The following is a 20130-nucleotide window of genomic DNA, read 5'->3' on the forward strand; positions in this document are numbered from 1 at the left end:
CGATGTTCACCGCCGCCGTTATCACCGGGCTCGGCCTGGGCAGCATGTACGCCTTGCTGGCATTGGGTTTTCACCTCACCTACGTCGTATCGCGCACCGTCAACTTTGCCCAGGGCAGCGCCATGATGGTCGGTGCGGTGCTCGGCTACCTGTTTTGCATCAACTGGGGCTGGCCACTGTGGCTGGGCGTGCCACTGACATTGATCCTCTGTGCCGTGTATGGCTTGGTGATCGAGCGCTACCTGGTGCGGCCCTTCCACAGCCGTGGTTCGCAGGCCTGGCTGATGGCAACGGTGGCGGGCGGGATTCTGGTGGACAACCTTGCGCTGTTTACCTTCGGCAAGGAACCTCGGCAGTTCGAGAGCCGCTTGGTGAACCTGAATGTCGAGCTGTTCGGCAGCCATATCAGCGCCCTGCAGCTGTTGATTCCGTTGGCGGGCGCGGCCGTCGCCCTAGCGCTGTACTTGGTACGGCGTTACACCCGGCTGGGCAAGGTATTGGAAGCCTGCGTGCAGAATCCGCGCGCTGCGATGCTGATGGGCATCAACGTCAATCGCGTGGTCGCCATCGCCTTTGCGCTGTCGACCGTCTTCGCGGCGGTGGCGGGCCTGTTGATTGCGCCATTGTTCAGCGTCAACGCGGAAATGGGCCTGTTGTTCGGCCTAAAAGCCTTTGCGGTGGCGATTCTCGGTGGCATCGGCAGCGCGGGCGGTGTGTTCGCCGCCGGATTGCTGTTCGGCCTGGCCGAGGCGTTGATCACCCTGTATTTCGGCTCGGCATTCACCCAGATATTCACGTTCGCGCTGGTCATTCTGGCGCTGGCGATTCGGCCTAACGGCCTGTTCGGCAGCCGGGTATTGGTGAAAGTATGAACAACCTCAAAACCCTGGTCGCTCCAGCGTTCATCGCCTTGCTCGCTGTGGTCTGCGGCGTCATGGCGTTCACGCTCGACAGCTACTCGTTACTGGTTTTTACCCTCTGCGCCCTGGCGGCGGTGGTCGGCGTCGGCCTCAATATCCTGATTGGCCTGAGCGGACAGATTTCCTTCGGGCATATCGCGTTCTACGCGATAGGCGCCTATGTATCGGCACTCCTGAGCATGGCCGGATGGACGCTGTGGCTGGCCCTGCCAATGGCCGGTGCGGTGGCGGGTCTGATTGGCGCGCTGCTGGCGATCCCCGCGCTTCGGGTCAGCGGCCCTTACCTGGCGATGATCACCATCGCCTTTGCGTTCGTGGTGCATCACGGCTTGATCGAATGGCGAGACGTGACCGGAGGCTCCAACGGCTTGATGGGTATCCCGCTACCGGAGTTCGCCGGCCTGGATCCTGCGATCCTGCTCGCCCTGCTGGCCGCCGCGCTGATGATCGGCGCGCTGCTGTTCTATCGACGCCTGAGCCAGAGCGGCTGGGGCAAGGCCATGCGTGCGGTGAAAACCTCGGAAATCGCGGCACGCTCGCTGGGCTTCAATCCGGTGATCAGCAAGACCTTGGCGTTCGCATTGTCCGCCGCCCTGACCGGGCTGGCAGGCGGTTTGCTCGCGCCATTGCTGATGTTCATCAACCCGGAATCCTTTCCCTTCTCCCAATCCATCCTGTTCGTTCTGGCCGTGATAGTGGGCGGCAGTGGCATGCTGTTCGGGCCGCTGATCGGCGCAGTGTTGATCGTGCTGGTCCCGGAACTGCTCTCGGATTTCGCCGAGTACCGGCTGCTGATCTTCTCCCTCCTCCTGCTCATCGTATTGTGGATCGCGCCCAACGGACTGCTGGGCGCCCTTGCCCGACGCCTGATCAAACCGGTGCGCTTGCTGCCGCCGACGTCCATCGATCAAGCACGCATGGCCGCGCATCTGCGCAGCCGGGGCCCGTCCTCAGGGTTGCGGGTTTCCGATATCGGCATTCGCTTCGGTGGTGTGCAGGCCGCGCAACACGTCAGCCTGCGGGCACCCGCTGGCAGTATCACCAGCATCATCGGCCCCAACGGCGCGGGCAAAACCACCGTTCTAAATATGATCAGTGGATTCTACGCACCGGACAGCGGCCAGATCGAATTGCAGCAACCGCTGGCCGGCCTGCCCGCCTGGAAAACCGCCAGGGCCGGCATCGCCCGTACTTACCAGACCACCTTGCTGTTCGGCGAAATGTCCGTACTCGACAACCTGTTGGTGGCGATGCAGAAGGGACGCCTGGGTCTGCCGTTCAGCCGCGCCCTGGACACACAACGCAGCCTGGCGCTGGATCTGCTGGCATTGGTGGGCTACCGCGGCGAGGTGAATATTCCCGCCGAAGATTTGCCTCACGTAGACCGTCGCCTGGTGGAAATAGCCCGGGCGCTTGCGACCGCACCGGCGGTATTGCTGCTGGATGAACCTGCGGCAGGCCTCAGTCGTCGCGACACCGACGATCTGGCGACACTGCTGCGCAAGCTGGCGGACTTCGGCCTCACGGTCATTCTGGTCGAGCACGACATGACGCTGGTCATGTCGGTGTCCGAGCATTTGCTGGTGCTTGACGCTGGCAAGCCGATCGCCTCGGGACCGCCGTCTGAAATCCGCCAGAATCCGCAAGTGATCGCGGCCTATCTGGGCGGCACCGACTATCAGGCCACCGCGCGTGCCCAACCTTGGGCCGGTAGCCGCGATGCGCGTCTGTACGTCAAGGATCTGGTCATCGACTACGGCGCGTCCGCCGTGGTCAACAAGGTCAATCTGCTGGTCAATCCCGGCGAACTCGTGGCCATTCTCGGCGCGAACGGCGCTGGCAAATCGAGCATTCTGCAATGCCTGGCCGGCCTGCATCGCGCCAGCAGCGGCAGCATCCTGCTCGACAACGAAAATATCGAACAGACGAGCGCCAGCCTGATTGCCGCGCAGGGCCTGGCACTGGTGCCCGAAGGCCGTCAGGTCTTCCCTTACCTGAGCGTGCGCGACAATTTGCTACTGGGCGGTTACTCACGCCGTGAAGCCTTCGATACCGACGCTGAAATCGAGGCCATCCTCAAGCGCTTCCCTCGCCTGCGCGATCGCATCGACAACCCGGCCGGCCTGCTGTCCGGTGGCGAACAGCAAATGGTCGCCGTGGGGCGCGGCCTGATGGCGAAGCCAAAAATCCTGTTGCTCGACGAACCCTCCCTGGGCCTGTCGCCCGCCATGATCGGCGAGCTTTACGACGCGCTGGCTGCCCTGCGTGACGAGGGCGTGACCATTCTGCTGGTGGACCAGATGGCCAACCTGGCGCTGCAAGTGGCTGATCGTGCGTATGTGCTGGAAACCGGGACCATTGTGAAAACCGGCAGCGCCGCTCAATTGCGCGAAGACAAAGACCTGGCTGCGGCCTACCTGGGCGAAGGTGTCAGTGCATGAAGGCGATGAAGATCATCAATGTGCGGCTTGGCGCCGATAACCACTTGAGCGAGCTACAGGTGGAGAACGGCTATTTCGTCGAAGCCTTGAGCGCAAACGCAAGCCCGTGGGAAACCCTCGATTTGCATGGGCAGCTCGTCATGCCCGGCCTGATCGAAACCCACATTCACTTGGACAAAGCCTGCATCATGCAGCGATGCCTACTACAGGAAGGCACGCTGGCGGAAGCGGTGGCCCAAACCCGAGCGGCCAAAGCCGGGTTTACCGAAGACGATGTGTATCGGCGCGGTGCGCAGGTGCTGGACAAGGCCATCGTGCAAGGCACCACGCACATGCGCACCCATGTGGAGCTGGATCCGCAGATCGGCTTGACCGGTTTCCATGCCATTCGCCGTTTGCAGGCCGACTATGCATGGGCGATCACCCTTGAACTGTGTGTGTTTCCGCAAGAAGGAATGCTCAACAACCCAGGGACCGAGGCACTGTTGTGCCAGGCACTGGAAAGCGGTGCAACGGTCCTGGGTGGGTGCCCGTATATGGACAGTGACCCGCTGGGGCAGATCCAGCGGCTATTCGAACTGGCCACACGCTACGACTGCGACCTGGACCTGCATCTGGATTTCGATTTGAACCCTGAAGGCCTGACCGTCATGGAGGTCGCGCGCTGTACTCGGCTGCATGGGTGGGGCGGACGTGTGACCATCGGCCATGTGACCAAGCTGTCCGCCTTGCCCCAGGAATCACTGACGGTGCTCGCACTGGAGCTGGCCGAAGCGGGCGTTCAGGTGACCTGCCTGCCCAGCACCGACCTGTTCCTGATGGGGCGAGACGTGTTCCACAACAAACCTCGGGGGCTGGCACCGCTGGCGCATCTGCACGCCTGCGGCGTGACGTGTTCGGTGTCCACCAACAATGTCGGCAACCCCTTTACGCCCTATGGCGATGCTTCGCTGGTGCGTCAGGCCAACCTTTTCGCCAACGTCAGCCAGATGGGCACAGTGCCGCAGTTGCTGCAGTGCCTGGCCTGGGTATCCAGCGAATCGGCACGCCTGCTCAGGCTGAAAGATTACGGCCTGCTACCGGGCTGCCGCGCCGACTTCATCGTCTTCGACGCGCCTTCGCCAGCAGCGGTGATCGCCGAGATAAGCACCCCGGTGATGGGCTTCAAGGGTGGCAGGCAAACATTCAGTCGACCGGTCGGGACGTTGCTGAGGCCATGATTGAACGGGCAAGCCTGCTCGTCAGCCACTCAGCGCCTGCTTGAGGTTGAACTCCTCCAAGGCTCGCTCTTCCAGGGCCAACTGCGCTTCAAGTTCGTCCAGGTGCTCTAGCATGACCCGTACGGCCCCCGCGTTATCGCCCTGTTCCAGCGCGGTGATGATCTGCTGATGTTCGTCCGACGCGCATGACGGCACATCGTTGCGCTGGTACAGCGCCACGATCAATGAGCTGCGCACCATCAGATTGCCCAGGATATCGCTGAGCACGACGTTTCCACTGATCTCGCCGAGCATGAGGTGAAACTCACTCAGCTCGCGAACGATGGCGCGTCGATCGGTATCGCTGGTGGCTTTGCGCTCGTTGTTCATATGGCTGGCAATACGCTGGCGGTGCTTGCGCATCACGGCCGGGGTAATGGCCTCGACGATCGCCCGTTCGATGGCGCGACGGGCACTGAAGATATCCCGCGCCTCCTTGGCTGTAGGCTGGGCCACCATGGCGCCCCGATTGGCTTCGATGGTCACTACTTTCTGCATCGCCAGCCGCTGCAAGGCAACTTGCACGTGATTGCGATTGGCCTGCAAGGTTTCGACGATGTGGGCTTCGACCAAGCGAGTGCCGGGCGGCAGGCGATGGTGGGCAATAGCCTTGAACAGCGCATCGACGATACGCTGCACCTCAAGCTGTTTGGCAGTGACGGTACTCAACCCCATCGTTTCCTCTGTTGTCTAGAAAGCCTCATGCCTATACACGAGATGGCTAGTATCCGGCAAATACCCGTTCAACCTTCAGTCTGCCTGACCAAGTGCCGTACCCTCGCCTCGCGGATCATGCATGGCACTGCGCCGCCCCTGGGCATCGATGGCGATGATACCGGCATGGCCCGTCATCGGGCTCTGCGCCGGTATGATTTCCACCCCATGACCCAGTGCCTCCAGGCCTTCGATGCTCGCGGCGCTCATGTCGCCTTCGAGTTTGAGGTTGTCGGTGCTGTCGAAAAAACTGCGGCCCAGCAAAAAGCGCGGGGTGCGCAAGGCCTGATCGATAGGCTGCTGATAGTCGATGAGCTGCGTCGCCAGGACCATCTGCGTCTGCGGTTGACCATCGCCTCCCTGAGTGCCGAAGAACCAGCGGCGACCATCGTCGGCCAGGTAACAGGATGGGTTGAGCGTGTGCGCGGGACGCTTGCCGGGGGCCCAGCCATTGACGTGCTCGGGGCTGACGTTGAAACCCGCAGCACGGTTCTGCCACAGCACCCCGGTGTCGCCCAGAATACAGCCCGAGCCGAAGTCGTGAAACAGACTCTGGATGAGGCAGGCCGTCCGGCCCTGGGCATCGGTTGCAGCCATCCAGACCGTATCGGCCGGGCGTCCCGGCTCGTTCCACGGCGCTGCACGCTGGTCGTCGATGGCATCGGCATACCCCTGAACGTGCCGCTCATCGAGACTGGCGGCGAAATCCCAAGCGGTGCTCAGCGGATCGCACAATTGCGCGTTGCGGCGCAGCAGACCTTGTTTGATGGCTTCGATCAGATAGTGGTAGTAAAGCGCGCTGCCATTGCCGACCTGCGCGAGTGGCTTATGCTGCAGTGCGGCCATGGCTTGCAGGGTGTATAGACCCTGGCACGGCGGTGCGACATTGTAGAGTCGGCCCTGCCGGTAAGGCACCGAAACAGGGGCCACCAGCGGTGCGTGCGTGGCCGCCAGGTCGGCCTGGGTCAAGCCACAACCGAGCCGATCGAACGCCGCCCCGAACGCGTGAGCCAACTCGCCCTGATAGAAATCCTCGACCCCGTACCTGGCCAGATGCCGCAGGGTGTTGGCAAGCGCCGGCTGACGCAGCGTATCGCCTGCGCGCAACCAGCGCCCATCGGTCTTGCAGACACCGTGCAGGTCCGGCAACTGCTCGATGAGTGGCTGCCGCAGTGTCTGCCAAAACAGCTGGGACTGTGAAACAGGCGTGCCCGCCTCCGCCACGCTAGCGGCGTCCTGCAACAGGTCGGCCCAACCCAAATGGGAGCCCCACTCCTGCCGGCTGATAGTCGCCGCCGTCTGCCAACTCGCCAGCGCACCTGCCGTGGTGGCGACCGAGGATGGACCTCTCAAACCGATGACTCCGCCGTCGGGCAACCGCTGCCCGGCCTGCCCGATCCCCACGATGGTGCGGACCTGGGTGTCGTGGATCATCCAGAGGGCATCCCCACCCAGGCCGGTCATGTGCGGAAACACCACGGCCAGCATCGCACTGGCTGCCAGCATGGCATCAATGGCCGTGCCACCCGCATTGAGTATCTGCATCCCTGCGGCACTGGCTTGGGCGTGAGGCGTGCAGATCACAGCACGAGAAGAGGTAGCGATCATGATTCGAAGCCCTAACTTTGCTAGCTATCTATGAATTTATTGTTAGCAGAGCAATAAGTGTGCCGCGCTTTTTCTTGGTGGCTGGTGAGGCTTGGAATGGGCAAATAGCACTGGGCTGAATCAATGGCGGCGAAGAGGATTATCAGGCTTTCAGACAGTGTTTCTTATCGGCGGGGGACACGATCTGCGCCCCCGCTCCGGTCATTGCGCGGCGTTGAACTGAGGGGTTGCCTCGATAGGCGCCTTGACCAACAGATACGGCGGCTGCCGGGTGTCGAACCCCTTGCCCATCCGGCTCCACTGCCCCAACGTCACGTACACCGAATCGGCGGTCACGAACACGCCGTCCGGCCACACCAGCCGCGGGTCGCGCACGACCACGTCGAGGCGGCCATCCGGCCAGCGACGCAGCACCTGATGATGCTCGGCATCGGTCATGTACAGACGGCCCTGAGCGTCCATGTCCATCCCGTCGACCATCACCTTCTCCCCTTCATCCTTGATCTGGGCAGCCAGTTGTCGATCATCGAGGCCGAAGTCGGAAAGTGCCGCGGTCGGCACACTCCACAGGTGTCGACTGGTGAGCGGCGAGTAGAACAGACGCGAACTATCGGGCGTCAGCGCCAGACCATCGACGCCACCGTGAGGGAATGCGGTGTTCTTGCCGTCGTAGCGCATGGGCACACCGTCGAGCTGGGTGACGAAATCCTTCTGCGCCACGATGGAAGGATGACCGGCAAGCACACGACGCTGCTTCCCGGTGGCCAGATCCACCACCACCAAAGCCGGGTCGTCGCCGAAGGATGAGTCGGCGACATAAGCGGTGCCTTGGCTGCCGTGGGTCAGATCGATGCGCAGGTCATTCATGTGGCTGTCCTGACGCAGAGCATCCTTGAGCTCGATGGACGTCACGATGCTGTTGCTGCTCAAGTCGATACCCACCACCTTCGCCGCACCCGCCGGAATGCCCTGCTTGCCGGCGCGCTTGCCATCGTCAATCAACCAGAGGCGCCCACGCTTATCCAGGGTCATGCCATGCAGGGAAACGAGACGCTTGGCGTCGGACAGCCCAGACGGCAGGCTGACATCGGCGGAGGGATAGGGAACCAGCTTACCGTTGACCAACTCGCCCAGCGTCATGCCAGCGTGATCATCGGCATGACGCGGAAAGCCGACAAAGGTGCGCCCTTCCGGAGTAACCACGATGCCCGACGGCCCTGGGCCGCTGAACGCCGCCACCTCCTGGATCGAACCAATGGGAACCAGGCTGCGATCGATGGTTTCGGCCTGAGCTGCATTCGCTGTCAAAGCCAACATCGCGACCGCCAGGGCGGTGATCGAGGCTTGCTTCAATGGATTTTTGGTCATCCTTTCCGGGCTCCTGCGGGATGAGATGGGCTGGTCTGCACCGAGTTGTGAAACCGGTTTCAGAGGTGTGCGAAAAAAAACCTGTACGGGTGTCGAAGGGAACACACGGCGCGACAGGTTCATGGGTATTGAAAGGGGTTGGGGTGGGAAAGTTCCAGGGGATGGCAACGTGTAGTTGGGAATGGCCTGCACCACGGTTGACAAATAACTGAAATTTACCCCGAAAACTAAGAAGTGATTCTTCAGAAAACTACGATCACATCATTCGATGCCCCAATTCCTGAACATTAAGCAAACCAGTCACAGTCGCTTTACCATAGGAACACACGCCAGCTGAAGCCCCGAAGGAGAACGGTAAATCGCAGGCTTCTGAATAACAAAGCCGTAGCGTCGGTAAAAGTCAGCCGCATTCAAAGTAGCATCAAGTTTGACTTCTTCCAAGCCCAAATCCCGTGCCAGACATTCGAGGTGATACAGGATTTTCCCACCAGTGCCTCTTTGTCTAAAGCTAAGATGCACAAAGATCGCGCCTATTCCGCTTTTTGCAAGGTCAAGCATTCCTGTAGCCACAGGCTTTCCCTTTATACAGCCCAGATAGAAGTGCTTTTCCATCAGTGTGTAATATCCATCCTCGGTCCCACCGGTCGTCTAGGTCAACAGCAGCATTTCGGTGACGAAGTAATACCGTGGACGGCTGGAACATTAGCGCAACTGACACTTTCGCGACCTATTTGATAGTATCTGAGCTACTATCAAGTATCATATTAAAGGACTACTAACTCAAGTTGCCCTTTATGCTAGCAGCAAGACATTATGGCATTTATAGAGCCATATTTACTGATAAGTCAACTGGTGATCCGATTACGACTAAGAACATCGAAAAACTGCGCGCTAGCGTCAGTGTAGATCTGGAGATGCTTACCCAGATACTTTCGCACTTCACACAACTCATCGGAAAAATGGTCACTGCTATTTTCTAGACTTAAATTAGTGAGCAGCGCTAGGCTTGAAATCATCCGATCACGCTGCTGCTGAGCACCAGGGTTATTTTTTTGGATATCCCAATACGTCTCAGGCGAATTGCGGAGAACCCTAGCAACCATACTCAACATAGCTTTCATAGGCGGAGGGGACAGAGCGTTCAATGTTTCTATGTCAAATCCTGATCCCTGCAGTGCTAAAGCAAAGGCTAGAATCGCAGCATGAGGCAGGCTTTGGCATACAGCCATTAGTGCGTCATGCTCAGCAGGCGCCACCTTGGCAACCTCCATTTCATTGTGCGAAAGTATTGTCTCAAGCAACTCTCCTGCCTTGCTCTGACGGTACTCGCACACCGCTACACTCCGACCACGGCAGTCAAGATCTGGGGAGAACATAAAATTTACTCCTACTGAAACTACGCTTGGAAATAACACCGCGGTCTTCGCATGAAATGCCTCTTGAATTGAGCAAGTATTTATGATGACTTCGACTGGAGAATGTTTTCGGGAAAGACTTTCGAGTGTTGCGATCGCCAAGTCCTCAGCCAATGCAAAAACAATTGTGGTGTTTTCCTGCAATATATCCGATCTATGTTCAACCACGTCCAGCGCGCTCAGCAGGTAGTGGCGATACTGCGGCGGTGGCGCTACAAGATCGACTATAGTTATAGCGCGGGTGTGAGGCTCTAAAATCTTAGCCATGAATTGCCCCACCCTTCCCGCGCCGCCCAATATCAAAACATTATTCAAGTTTTTACTCCTGCCCTGTGATGCTATAGAAAGGCACACTCGCCTTGACTAACGTTTCCTCCATTTCGTCGCAAGGAACAGAGTCTGCGACGATAGCACCACCAATCCCAAAGCAAGCAATTCCATCCTTAATCACCGCGGTCCGAATGACAATGCTTAGATCCGTATAACCGTCCAGTCCTATCCAACCCAGAGCTCCAGAGTAGATACCTCTCGCGGACGTCTCAAGCTGGTCGATAATCTCCATGGTACGGAGCTTTGGCGCGCCCGTCATTGAACCACCTGGAAAACATGCTTTGATTGCTGCGAAGGGTGTAACCCCCATGCGCAGCCTCCCCTCTACAGTGGAAACCAGTTGATGAACGGAGGAGTAGCTCATGATATCGAAGGCCTGGGGAACCCTGACGGAGCCAGGCACGCAAACGCTATTTAAATCGTGGCGCACAAGGTCAACGATCATCAGATTTTCTGCGCGATCTTTAGCCGAGGAAGCAAGGCTTTGTTTTTGCATGGCGTCTGTCTCGGGCGTTTGACCTCTAGGCCGAGTCCCCTTAATAGGTCTTGAGGTAATACGGCCAGAAGGCTGAATGGTGAGAAACGTCTCAGGTGATGCGCTCAAAATCCAGAACGCGCCGGTATTAATGTAAGCGCCATATGGAACCGGACTGATACGCCGCATTCGTAAATAACAGCTGATGGGAGACACTTCACACTTAACCTGGGCTCGATTGGTAAGACAGATCTCATATGACTCTCCATTGATTATTTGCTGAAGACACTCATTAACCTTTGCCATATACGCGACTGAACTATCTGCCAATGAAAGCTTAGATTCTTCAACGGGCCCTGGTGAGTACTTTAACTTATTCAACGGGGTCGTTGGATTAGAAGCAAGCACTACAGGATCTCGTCCCCATAGATGGCATGAGTAAGTAACTTCTTCAGCATGATCAATCACAAGAATATTCTGAGGAAGATAGAATATGGCATCTGGCAATTCCGACTCATGTGAGTTGCTTGTACCGACCAAAGCTTTTAGTTCATAGCCGAGGTAGCCAACCAGCCCGCCTTTGAAAGGAAAAGGAAGTTGGCGTGGCGTTTCGACCGTAAGCAAATTGGTAAACTTCTCCATCAAGCTGAAGAAATCACCTGTGACTGTCGCGGATCCTGCAGGGCCATGGATGGATAGAACTCTGTTTTTGACATCATAACTGAAAATCAAAGCACAATCAGCACTACAGTTACCCATCAACGAGTAGTGCGATTGCGAGTTACTAGATAATTCACAGTCAAGCCAAAACACCGGTTTATTGTCAGGAAAATTAGCGGTAAAAAGCTCCGCACAAGATACTCTCTGCGCTAGACGCTCGAAAGTGACGAACAAGTGCGCAGGGCCGCCAACCTTCTGAATTGCGGCTTGAACGGTACTTCCTTCGGAGTCCTCACAGTCTATGGCATATGTTTTTGCCATCTGAACAAAGTTTCTAAATATCTTAATACCATATTCTGATTCAATTGACTCGGGGTGAAACTGCACTCCCCAGATCGGCAGATCACGATGGGCAATCCCCATCACTAACCCACATGCTGAACTTGCCGTGACCTCAAGACAGGATGGTATATCAGTGCAGACCAATGAATGATATCGAACTGCTTCAAAGTACTGGGGAACACCTTCAAAGAGGTCTGTGCCCGAGTGGCTAATACGCGCTCGGTAACCATGTACAGGCTTCGGCGCATGATCAACCGTTCCGCCATAGAAGCAATTGATTCCCTGATGACCAAGACATACGCCTAGTATCGGTAATTTGCTGCGAGCCAATACTTGACGGCAGATGCCGAAATCCGCTTCGCGTGCTGGATGCCCTGGCCCCGGAGATAGAACTACTGCATCGTATTTATCAAGTTCTAGGCACTCAAACGTAACAGTATTGGGCAAGACCGTTGGGTGCTCACCAGAGGCTTCATAAAGGTATTGAGAAATATTATTGGTGAAGGAATCAAAATTATCCACGATCAAAATTTTCACAGTCAACCCTCCTTTTTTGAATTCGAAATCGCGTCCATTAAGCGCCGTTCTTCTTCACAAGTCTCCTCAATAATGATGTTAAAGATTTCCGCTAGATACTCAGGCCTAAGTTGCCGCGAAGGAGCTAGCAATTTCATCTGATCCAAAGTTGATGTCACGCGCTGCGGCTGCATCATGGCGATATTATTAGCACACTTGACCCTCGCGACCCCCCGACAGATTTCCATCCTCTTCGCCAAAAGATCCACAAGTATATGATTTAGCTGGTCAATCTGCTCGCGGTAAGGTGAAAGTACCAGACTGGCGCGTAATAGATCTGTATCGCTATCTGTGGACATGGGAACTCCTTACCCTATTCAAAGCTCAGCGTGGTAAAGTTGACTAGTGATTTGATGGGCCAAAGCATCTATCTGACTTGGAGTGTGAAGCGACGAAAAAGCGAACCTCAGCATTGCCTTACCGGTTTCAACAATTGGATAGAAGACCGGAAATACCACAAGACCAGCATCCCGCAAGTTGCTAGCTGCGGTAACGCCCTGTTTTTCAGTGTGGAACAACGCACCACGAATAGGCGCAGGTAGAGAAGCGTTCATTAATTTGTGTTCTATTTGTCCATCGAAACGACGAACGTTTGCCCACAACGCATTCTGTAACTCAACTATATCCGAGGAGAGGTGGAGCCGAGCTGAAGCGACATTGGCAGCCAAAAGTGGTACCGAGACGGTATGTCCGAATACTAGCGGATTAGCTAGAGCGCGTAGCTGCGCCGAGTTATAATCTGCGTTTAGAACTATGAAACCACCTGCGCCGCCAAATGCCTTGCTCAGCGAGCCAGCAATCAGCGTATTTGGACGTAGGCAGTACCCGAGTGCTTCGAACGCATAACCTGCACCATGACGCCCCGTGATGGAGATGCCATGTGCGTCATCTACATAAAGGTAACCCCCAGCGGTTGCCAGAAGATCGCTGAGCTCATTCACCGGGAGCAACCCTGACATGGAGCCCACTCCATCAATAAGCAGGACAGGCGTAATGTGATCTCTGACACACGTTGCCAACGCTGTCTTCAACCCTGTTAGATCTCGAGTATCCACACGATCGACGTCTCCGAACTGAGACATTACCCCGCGGAGGATCTGCATCGACGCATGAGCTGTGCGATCAACTAGCCACTTAACGGCGCGCTTTGTGGGATAGCCTTCCATCCTTCCACTACCCAAGAGAGGTAGGACACCAAGATGCACATTACTTGTTGAGGTGAAGACAGTAATGCTGCAGCCTCCATAGATATCACTTAGCAATTGCTCAAGCTCTCGCAGATATGAAGGGCTCATCGCGCTCCGACTGGCAGATAGATGAACTCCTATGCGCTCTAAAGCCGATTGAGCTGCTCCGACTAATGCCGGGTGGCTTTCCAATCCAAGATACGAACATGATATGAACTCGGTACAGCTGGTCCCATCTGCCAACATGAGTACTTTTCCCTTGCGAGAAACTACTTCAAAGGCTGTAACGCCTGTTCCAGAAGCTGTGGTCGTTACGTCACTTGTACGTCGCTCTCGAATGTTCATCCAGGTATCTCTACGCACATTAGTATTACTCTTTGAATCTCCTGTAATTTTTTTCATGCTCTAACTCCAACGGTGATTACAGACGGCCCTGTGGCGTCGCTAAACTCTTCGGTCAATAAGGTGCGCACCGTGTTGAATCCAGCACCATCTAGAATCATACTTACTTGAAAAGATTGCACTTCACTATGCTCAAGTAGAAACGTACCACCGGGTTTGAGTAGCAGGCTGGCTACACGTGCCGACGCTTCAATCAGACCTTTGCCCTCATCAGGTGCGAAGATAGAACCAGGGGGATGGTTCTCACTCCACTCAGGCTCCAATGTCGTGCCTTCAGGAACATATGGCGGATTGGAAACTACGACATCGACAGTACCGGCGGCGGCTTGAAAGTCCGCAAGATTCATAATATCTGCTGACTTATATATGGCACCATATTTTGAGGCGCCAAGTCGGTAAAAATTGCGTTGTAGATAGGTTAGCGCCGTGGGATCTTTATCGACACACACCACGCCAACTCCTAACCGAGAACTTATAGATAAGCCAATCGCCCCTACCCCGGCACACAGGTCGTAAACTTTCGATGTCCTATCCAGGTTTAGCTTTTTTTCCACCCACTGCACAATAGCCATGCTCTGCCGCCGGGGAACAAATACCCCACTACCCACTACGAAGCGGATACCTGCGAAGTCGGCGTAACCGAGAATATGCCCTAGCGGAATCCGCAAGCAGCGTTCGGAAACGTCTTGCCGAAATGTGTTGACTGCTCGGTCGCTTAGCACCTCAGTACTTGGAAAATTGTGTTCAACCAGAGCTTGTAGATCACCCTGAGCATCCCAGACACCCGCTTTGAGCAATGCTGCCAGCGCGCATGCACGCTCCTGTTCTAGCTCTGTACTCATGACCATGCTCCGTAATAGCGGGCGAGATGGTCATACATCGAGGGATACAGATAAGCGAACGCGACAAGTTCAGGCGGGGGAGTGAATTCTGGATGCAGAGAATTGATTAAATCTTCGTAGTTATTGGTCATGCCCTTATCTAACAGCGGCAGCCAGTACGGCTTGATATTCCAACGATACTCATAACCTGTAGCAAACATCTGCTTAACTGTTTCCACAACAGTCATGCTTCGTGAAATACCTTGTAACGGCTTACGCATAGGGGTGAAGCGGGATAGATCTATATCATTAGCAATACCTAGTATCTGATCAGCCATCCAGTTAGCTAACAGCGGAGACTGGTGCAGACCATCCCGGTAAGTGCCTGTAGCCATCCACAGCCCCTTATAGCCGCATGGGCCAATCAGTGGGAACCCATCAGCCGGTATAGGCCTATTACCGACCTGAATACTCATAATTTCCGCATCGTGCAGGTCTAGGTTTAACTGATCGACCGCGCAGTCAAGGAGAAACTGTACGTCGGAAACCGATGCATGAGAACGGGGCTCTTCAGCCAAAATGTTGGTTGCTCCTAGATAGAGCAGTTCAGGTGAGCGCGGCACACAATGCAGGCCGCAGGCGAAAGCCCTATTAGGAGTGCGAATGACCGTGGAGGGAACGGTGTGCCCTCGTTTGACTTTGACTAATATCGATACGCCGTAACCGGCGAACAGAGGTGGAATAAGGTCTTTTACATCATGCAAGCTATCAAACAGTCCAAGAGAATGAACTCCAGCGGCTACTACGACCTGCTTGCCAGATATTACCTCTCCACCTTCTAGCTCTACTCCAGAGATAACACGCTGCTCTGTCACTAACGTGCGGACATTCGCTTCGACAACATCTCCGCTCGACGAAAGCAACGCCTGATCAAGTTTTTCAAGCAGCACGTGAGAATTCAGGGCATGTTCGTTAGCGATTAGAAGCGCCTGTAGTGGCCGTACCAAGTCATTGGCTTTAATCCATTCAAGCTCAGATGGATCTACCACTGTCGAGGGCTCACCATGGTCATCCAATGCCTGCACAATCGCAGCATAGTTGACGCTGTCAATGTCGGCCATACCGGCGGAATTAAGGATCACATGCGTTCCATGCGCAGCGAAGAGTGGTCTCGTGTCCCCTGAAGCATTAGTAAGTCGTTCCGACCACGCATCCCACATCCCTTTCGCCTGAATATCCATCTGTAACTTAAGGCGGCCATGCTCACTGGCCATCAGGCCTGCAGTGACCTCACCAAAGCATCCGTTCATAGCGCCGGCAGCCTTTGAAGCAGCATTAGTACGAACAGTTTCTCCCACTCTGCATACTTTCAAGCCTCGGCTAGCCAACTCAAACGCAATCGAGCCGCCTATAGCTCCACTTCCAACAACTACTACATCGTAAATCATCCCCGCCTCCAAGCTATCAAATCATAGTAGCAATCACTTTACAAACATGCGGCCTACGCAAAGGCACATGCTAATTAAACTAATAAGCATGTTCAAAAATTGCTTCAGAATTATCTACTTCCAGCTTTAAACTAAAACTGTTCGGTGGAGAAGCTCAGGGCGACTAGCAGATCGTGCCCATAATTCACCGCCGTACCCAATCGAACACAGTCGAACCCTCGTAGCTTAAAGTAGCGTTCAAGGCTGCAGGTCACCACAGCAACAACATTTAGAGCACCCTGTGCCAGTGCGAATCGAAGTGAAAGATCGAACAGTTCTGCCGCCAAGCGACCCTTGTTGATATTCAATGCTGCGCCGCGGGATATCTCCCATGTGTGCTGATTTCGAGGCACGCCCTCGCCACATAGTTCGGGAAAAATATCCCCCAACAGAAAAGGCTTCACGGTAGGCAATAATCGAGTACATCCAACGATATTCCCGCTAGCATCCCGAGCAATTACGTAGTAAGTATTCGGCACGTCAAATTGGTCTAATTCCACACCTGCATTTTCTTGCGTATCGCCGATACTCCACTTGAGCCTGCCAATGAATATCCTGTCCCTAAATCTTCCTAAATCTTGAATCACGCCCTCATCCAATTGGATATATTGTTTACACTCAAACCGGTACATTGAGAGTATCCCCTGTGGCTATCTATTCTCGTGCAACAGGGTAGAATTTAGAACAACCAAAAAGAGGTCACAACTACTAAAAAAAGTAGGTTTGCTAGGTCGACAGGGCAGCTTCTAGGTCGGATTGTCGCTGCAGACCCGGTCGCAATAGTCAGTCATAGCGTAGATTTATTTTGCTGCACTTAGATTAATCCCAATGCGGCAGCATATGCCGCTGCTAGCACTCTGTTACTTGATCCAAATTTCCGTTGAATTCCCTTGACGTGGAAATTCACAGTGTTCTCAGAAATACCTAAAATGCAAGACACATCTTGTGAGCATTTTCCATCACCGATCCATCTCAGAACTTCGAGCTCCCTGCAGCTCAACTTTATATTCGACGCGGTGATTATATCCACTGGATGGATGTAGTCCTCCAATAATGCCAAGATATTGCTAATTTTCAATCGTAGTAGCAGCGCTTCGTTTGCAGACACTGATCCACTACGGCGTGAAACACCTATCGCATGCACAGTCTGATCTCTGCCACGCATCATGAAGGTCGCACCGATGTTCAAACCCCACTCCCTTGCCTCACAAAACATTGGAGAACCCATCATTTCCCTGTGGTCGGCCCAGATCACAAATCCTATTTCTCGAGCCATAATCACTGACGGATCAATCTCCCCGTAACGTCTCTCCTCATAGTACGACAGCCACTCTGCGGGATAACTTCCCTTAACGCATCCTTCGATCTGATTGAAAGGAACAGGCCTTCGATATCCGTACGCGAAACAGTCGAAATCCAACGCCCGAATCTCCTGTTCCACTTGCGCAAAAAGATCATCGGACGTTACGCAGTTGCCGAAGCGTGTGTTGACATCGAGCCACCAATCAACAAATTCTGCGTCACGTCTAGACGGCGCCATTTCACAACCTCCTTTACTTGCGAATTCGCAACTTACTGATAGACGAACTACGCCCCAACGATTAAGTACGAGTTTGTATGTCTTAAACCCAGGTTACCCAAGTAGCCTAAACCTTGCAGTATCCCCGTTTATTATTACATCATGACCTCATAGAAACTCAGCGGCTAGCCATGCTAGGCGGATACCATCCAAGTTCCACCGCCATAACAAAGCATTTCAATATCCCTCGTTCCCTGGGACCCAGTTGGTTGATGCTTGAGGTCGACAACACCCAGCCCAAGAATCAATTCAGGCCGTCACACCTTGCGTAAGCCATGACGGGCATATATGGCAAACAAAACGATCACTCCCGCGACCAGACCACTGGCGATTGCTACTGCTACACTGAAAGCGGTGTTCGCGGCTTCAGTCAACACCAGTCCAACTTCGGCAGGTAAATCCTGCGCAAGTGAATGAGCACCTCCCAACGTCGCCGTAATAGCAGCCGTTGTGTCCTTTAGCTCCTCGGGCAAAACCAGACTCAATCGATACCAAGCCGCCACGGCCCCTCCCACTAAAGTTGTCCCCAACACCACGCCGACCTCATACGCCGTCTCGCTCACAGAAGACGCGCTCCCTGCCTTGTCAGCGGGCACTGCGCTCAGTACAAGGTCGTTGGAAACGCTGGTAATCGCTGCAACTGCAGCATTGAGCAGTATAAAAGCCGCTGCTACGCTCATCGCCGTCGCTGTAAATAACGCCATTACTGCAAACGCACTCGCTGCCAAACACAAGCAACCTGGAATGACTATGTTCGGCGCCACCCGTTGTGCAATCGGTACGATAGCGATACCTGCGGCCACTGCACAGACTTGACCAGGTAGCAGTATCAAGCTTGCGGCAATGGGTGGCAGATCCAAGACCAGTTGCAACAGCTGGGTAGCGAAAAAGAGGAACCCTATCAGCGCCCCCAGGCTGACGAGATTGACGGTGATAGACACGCAGAATGTGCTCGAGTCAAACAGGCGTAGATCGAGTAGGGGCTCTTGCAGCTGCAACTGCCGTTGGACGAAAGCGATCCCCATGAGAAGACCCATCAGCATTCCCACAGTTGCGTAGGCATCTACACCCACCGTGGCCAAATGCTTGAGAGAAAGCATCACGCCCGTCATAGCCCCTAGACTCAAAAGGATGCTCGGATAATCGATCATCACCCCGGCCTGCCTTTGGGACTCTGGAATCATTGGTGAAAGCAGCAACACCGGTAGCAGGAACGGTACTGCAACAAGAAACACCGACTGCCAACTCAAGAATTGGAGCAGCACACCACCGAGCAGTGGTCCAGCCGCCGCACCCAATGTCAGGCAAGTCGCCCATGCCGCGACGGCAAGGCGCCTTTCTTCTCGGTCATCGAAAGCGGTGCGGATCAGGGCGAGCGTCGCAGGTAAGATCATCGCGCCAAACAACCCTAATACTGCACGGCCAGCGATTAGGTGCCAGGCCTGTTGAGAGAACACAATGACAACCGAGACAACGGCGAAACCAGTGCACCCCACACACAACAGGCGCCGGTAGCCTACGCGATCACCAGTGCTGCCCATGGTGATCAAAAGGCCAGCGAGCACTAATGAATAGGCATCGATTACCCATAGCTGTTCGGCAGCCGAGGGGCCAAGGGCGCCGGCGATTTTGGGTAGAGCGAAGTTAACGATAGTGTTGTCGAGGGTGACGAGCAGCACGGGCAGCAGAATCGTCAACAGCCCAGCAAGTTTGGAGCGGTCGGTGATAATGGACAGCAGCGGGCTTGAAGTTTTTGGCATTTATCGGTTCTCCCTGAACGTCAAAGTATCGGGCGCAGGCTACGCCAATTAGGTTGGGCGTAATGTGCCCGGGGTTAAGGTTACCGCCTGTTTGTCACACCCTCCTTGGTGTGGGGAGATCGAAATTACTGCCAGATCAAGAGGGTCGCAACTTATTGGTCGATTAGATTGTGTCAAGATTTACGTCGAGCGTCCCTCGTGCAACTGGCAAACGACCGAGCTGGCGAGAACGCTCGATCATCGTGCAGCGTGACCGTGAAGGTATTGCCAAAGTATAAGAGACCGGCGTCTACGCGAGCTGCGTAATGACTTGTAGTGATTTGAAAACCCCGGACACCTTTTTAGGCGGCAAGCATCGCGACCTAGAGATTTGATGAGCAAGCAAAGACGTGCCTTTACCCCCGTGTTCAAGCGCGAAACTGCCAGCCCAGTGCTCGACCAGGTTACAGCCACGCTGATGCAGTCCTGTCGCTTGGGTTGGTAAAGTCGGCTTTGCGCCGGTGGGTCGACCAGCTTCAACCGGAACGAGGCGGTGCTACACCGACCAGCAAAGCGTTGAAACCTGAGCAGCAGAAAATCCAGGAGCTGGGAGCTCAAATCCGCAGTCTGGAACGATAGAAATCGGTTTAAAAAAAAGCCTACCGCGCTCTTGATGGCCCAGGGACCCTAGCGCTTGCGTTAGCCGATGAATTCCGCTTACAGGAGCCAGTTGATTTGTTGCGCTCGGTCTATAGTGGTCAACTGATCCCGGACACTGAATTGAGTTTCCTCAGCGACCGCAGGCGC

General features: G+C 55.0%; 15 protein-coding genes and 2 pseudogenes. 4 read left to right on the forward strand and 13 right to left on the reverse strand.

Annotated elements, in window-relative coordinates; translation table 11 throughout:
- The first annotated feature begins 2 nt into the window (after window positions 1–2).
- Genes B2V21_RS10020 through B2V21_RS10030 form a run of 3 tightly spaced genes read left to right on the forward strand, consistent with a single transcriptional unit; the run spans window position 3 to window position 4581 of the window.
- The gene (locus B2V21_RS10020; RefSeq protein ID WP_286916755.1) at window positions 3–872 is read left to right on the forward strand and encodes a branched-chain amino acid ABC transporter permease; all 870 of its coding nucleotides are present in this window, start codon (window positions 3–5) and stop codon (window positions 870–872) included.
- Window positions 869–3361 carry an ATP-binding cassette domain-containing protein gene (locus tag B2V21_RS10025; protein ID WP_286916756.1) on the forward strand — a complete coding sequence of 831 codons (2493 nt, stop codon included), beginning with the start codon at window positions 869–871 and terminating at the stop codon, window positions 3359–3361. Before B2V21_RS10020 ends, B2V21_RS10025 begins: the two co-directional genes overlap by 4 nt.
- Window positions 3358–4581 carry an amidohydrolase family protein gene (locus B2V21_RS10030; protein ID WP_286916757.1) on the forward strand — a complete coding sequence of 408 codons (1224 nt, stop codon included), beginning with the start codon at window positions 3358–3360 and terminating at the stop codon, window positions 4579–4581. The genes B2V21_RS10025 and B2V21_RS10030 overlap by 4 nt, the downstream gene beginning before the upstream one ends.
- A gap of 21 nt (window positions 4582–4602) precedes the next feature.
- Here the strand turns inward: B2V21_RS10030 and B2V21_RS10035 are convergent, their stop codons facing one another.
- From B2V21_RS10035 to B2V21_RS10095, 13 genes and pseudogenes are all read right to left on the reverse strand, one after another.
- Window positions 4603–5295, reverse strand: coding sequence for a GntR family transcriptional regulator (locus B2V21_RS10035; RefSeq protein WP_192000891.1), 693 nt, complete (start codon window positions 5293–5295; stop codon window positions 4603–4605).
- Window positions 5296–5370: 75 nt separating this feature from the next.
- Complete coding sequence (locus B2V21_RS10040; protein WP_286916758.1) at window positions 5371–6942, reverse strand: gamma-glutamyltransferase family protein; 1572 nt, start codon at window positions 6940–6942, stop codon at window positions 5371–5373.
- Between the two features lie 201 nt (window positions 6943–7143).
- Window positions 7144–8310 (reverse strand): SMP-30/gluconolactonase/LRE family protein, encoded by a 1167-nt coding sequence (locus B2V21_RS10045; protein WP_286916759.1) that lies wholly within the window; start codon window positions 8308–8310, stop codon window positions 7144–7146.
- Between the two features lie 300 nt (window positions 8311–8610).
- Window positions 8611–8958: pseudogene (locus B2V21_RS10050) on the reverse strand (GNAT family N-acetyltransferase); the annotation flags it as partial.
- A 197-nt stretch (window positions 8959–9155) separates the two neighbouring features.
- Window positions 9156–10040, reverse strand: a complete 885-nt coding sequence (locus tag B2V21_RS10055; RefSeq protein ID WP_286916760.1) for a prephenate dehydrogenase dimerization domain-containing protein — start codon at window positions 10038–10040, stop codon at window positions 9156–9158.
- A 4-nt stretch (window positions 10041–10044) separates the two neighbouring features.
- Entirely contained in the window at window positions 10045–12069 is a 2025-nt protein-coding gene (pabB, locus tag B2V21_RS10060; RefSeq protein ID WP_286916761.1) for an aminodeoxychorismate synthase component I, read from the reverse strand.
- 2 nt (window positions 12070–12071) lie between these two features.
- Entirely contained in the window at window positions 12072–12407 is a 336-nt protein-coding gene (locus B2V21_RS10065; protein WP_286916762.1) for a chorismate mutase, read from the reverse strand.
- Between the two features lie 18 nt (window positions 12408–12425).
- Window positions 12426–13697, reverse strand: coding sequence for an aminotransferase class I/II-fold pyridoxal phosphate-dependent enzyme (locus B2V21_RS10070; RefSeq protein WP_286916763.1), 1272 nt, complete (start codon window positions 13695–13697; stop codon window positions 12426–12428).
- The gene (locus B2V21_RS10075; RefSeq protein ID WP_286916764.1) at window positions 13694–14539 is read right to left on the reverse strand and encodes a N5-glutamine methyltransferase family protein; all 846 of its coding nucleotides are present in this window, start codon (window positions 14537–14539) and stop codon (window positions 13694–13696) included. Before B2V21_RS10075 ends, B2V21_RS10070 begins: the two co-directional genes overlap by 4 nt.
- Complete coding sequence (locus tag B2V21_RS10080; protein ID WP_286916765.1) at window positions 14536–15966, reverse strand: NAD(P)/FAD-dependent oxidoreductase; 1431 nt, start codon at window positions 15964–15966, stop codon at window positions 14536–14538. Before B2V21_RS10080 ends, B2V21_RS10075 begins: the two co-directional genes overlap by 4 nt.
- Before the next feature lie 131 nt (window positions 15967–16097).
- Window positions 16098–16637: an acyl-homoserine-lactone synthase gene (locus tag B2V21_RS10085; RefSeq protein ID WP_286916766.1), complete on the reverse strand. Its 540-nt coding sequence runs from the start codon at window positions 16635–16637 to the stop codon at window positions 16098–16100.
- Between the two features lie 182 nt (window positions 16638–16819).
- Window positions 16820–17545 (reverse strand): autoinducer binding domain-containing protein, encoded by a 726-nt coding sequence (locus tag B2V21_RS10090; RefSeq protein WP_286916767.1) that lies wholly within the window; start codon window positions 17543–17545, stop codon window positions 16820–16822.
- Between the two features lie 296 nt (window positions 17546–17841).
- Complete coding sequence (locus B2V21_RS10095) at window positions 17842–19344, reverse strand: MFS transporter (RefSeq protein WP_286916768.1); 1503 nt, start codon at window positions 19342–19344, stop codon at window positions 17842–17844.
- 373 nt (window positions 19345–19717) lie between these two features.
- Between B2V21_RS10095 and B2V21_RS10100 the strand changes: the two are divergent.
- Window positions 19718–20130: pseudogene (locus B2V21_RS10100) on the forward strand (transposase); the annotation flags it as partial.

The sequence above is a fragment of the Pseudomonas sp. UBA6276 genome, from assembly GCF_002438365.1.
GTDB lineage: Bacteria > Pseudomonadota > Gammaproteobacteria > Pseudomonadales > Pseudomonadaceae > Aquipseudomonas > Aquipseudomonas coleopterorum.

What these genes read in the sequence shown, in the direction of transcription:
- B2V21_RS10020 (WP_286916755.1), top strand. Translation starts at nt 3, where the DNA reads ATGTTCACCGCCGCCGTTATCACCGGGCTCGGCCTGGGCAGCATGTAC.
- B2V21_RS10095 (WP_286916768.1), bottom strand. Translation starts at nt 19,344, where the DNA reads ATGCCAAAAACTTCAAGCCCGCTGCTGTCCATTATCACCGACCGCTCC.
- B2V21_RS10090 (WP_286916767.1), bottom strand. Translation starts at nt 17,545, where the DNA reads ATGGCGCCGTCTAGACGTGACGCAGAATTTGTTGATTGGTGGCTCGAT.
- B2V21_RS10080 (WP_286916765.1), bottom strand. Translation starts at nt 15,966, where the DNA reads ATGATTTACGATGTAGTAGTTGTTGGAAGTGGAGCTATAGGCGGCTCG.
- B2V21_RS10040 (WP_286916758.1), bottom strand. Translation starts at nt 6,942, where the DNA reads ATGATCGCTACCTCTTCTCGTGCTGTGATCTGCACGCCTCACGCCCAA.
- B2V21_RS10035 (WP_192000891.1), bottom strand. Translation starts at nt 5,295, where the DNA reads ATGGGGTTGAGTACCGTCACTGCCAAACAGCTTGAGGTGCAGCGTATC.
- B2V21_RS10045 (WP_286916759.1), bottom strand. Translation starts at nt 8,310, where the DNA reads ATGACCAAAAATCCATTGAAGCAAGCCTCGATCACCGCCCTGGCGGTC.
- B2V21_RS10030 (WP_286916757.1), top strand. Translation starts at nt 3,358, where the DNA reads ATGAAGGCGATGAAGATCATCAATGTGCGGCTTGGCGCCGATAACCAC.
- B2V21_RS10065 (WP_286916762.1), bottom strand. Translation starts at nt 12,407, where the DNA reads ATGTCCACAGATAGCGATACAGATCTATTACGCGCCAGTCTGGTACTT.
- B2V21_RS10075 (WP_286916764.1), bottom strand. Translation starts at nt 14,539, where the DNA reads ATGAGTACAGAGCTAGAACAGGAGCGTGCATGCGCGCTGGCAGCATTG.
- B2V21_RS10085 (WP_286916766.1), bottom strand. Translation starts at nt 16,637, where the DNA reads ATGTACCGGTTTGAGTGTAAACAATATATCCAATTGGATGAGGGCGTG.
- B2V21_RS10025 (WP_286916756.1), top strand. Translation starts at nt 869, where the DNA reads ATGAACAACCTCAAAACCCTGGTCGCTCCAGCGTTCATCGCCTTGCTC.
- B2V21_RS10070 (WP_286916763.1), bottom strand. Translation starts at nt 13,697, where the DNA reads ATGAAAAAAATTACAGGAGATTCAAAGAGTAATACTAATGTGCGTAGA.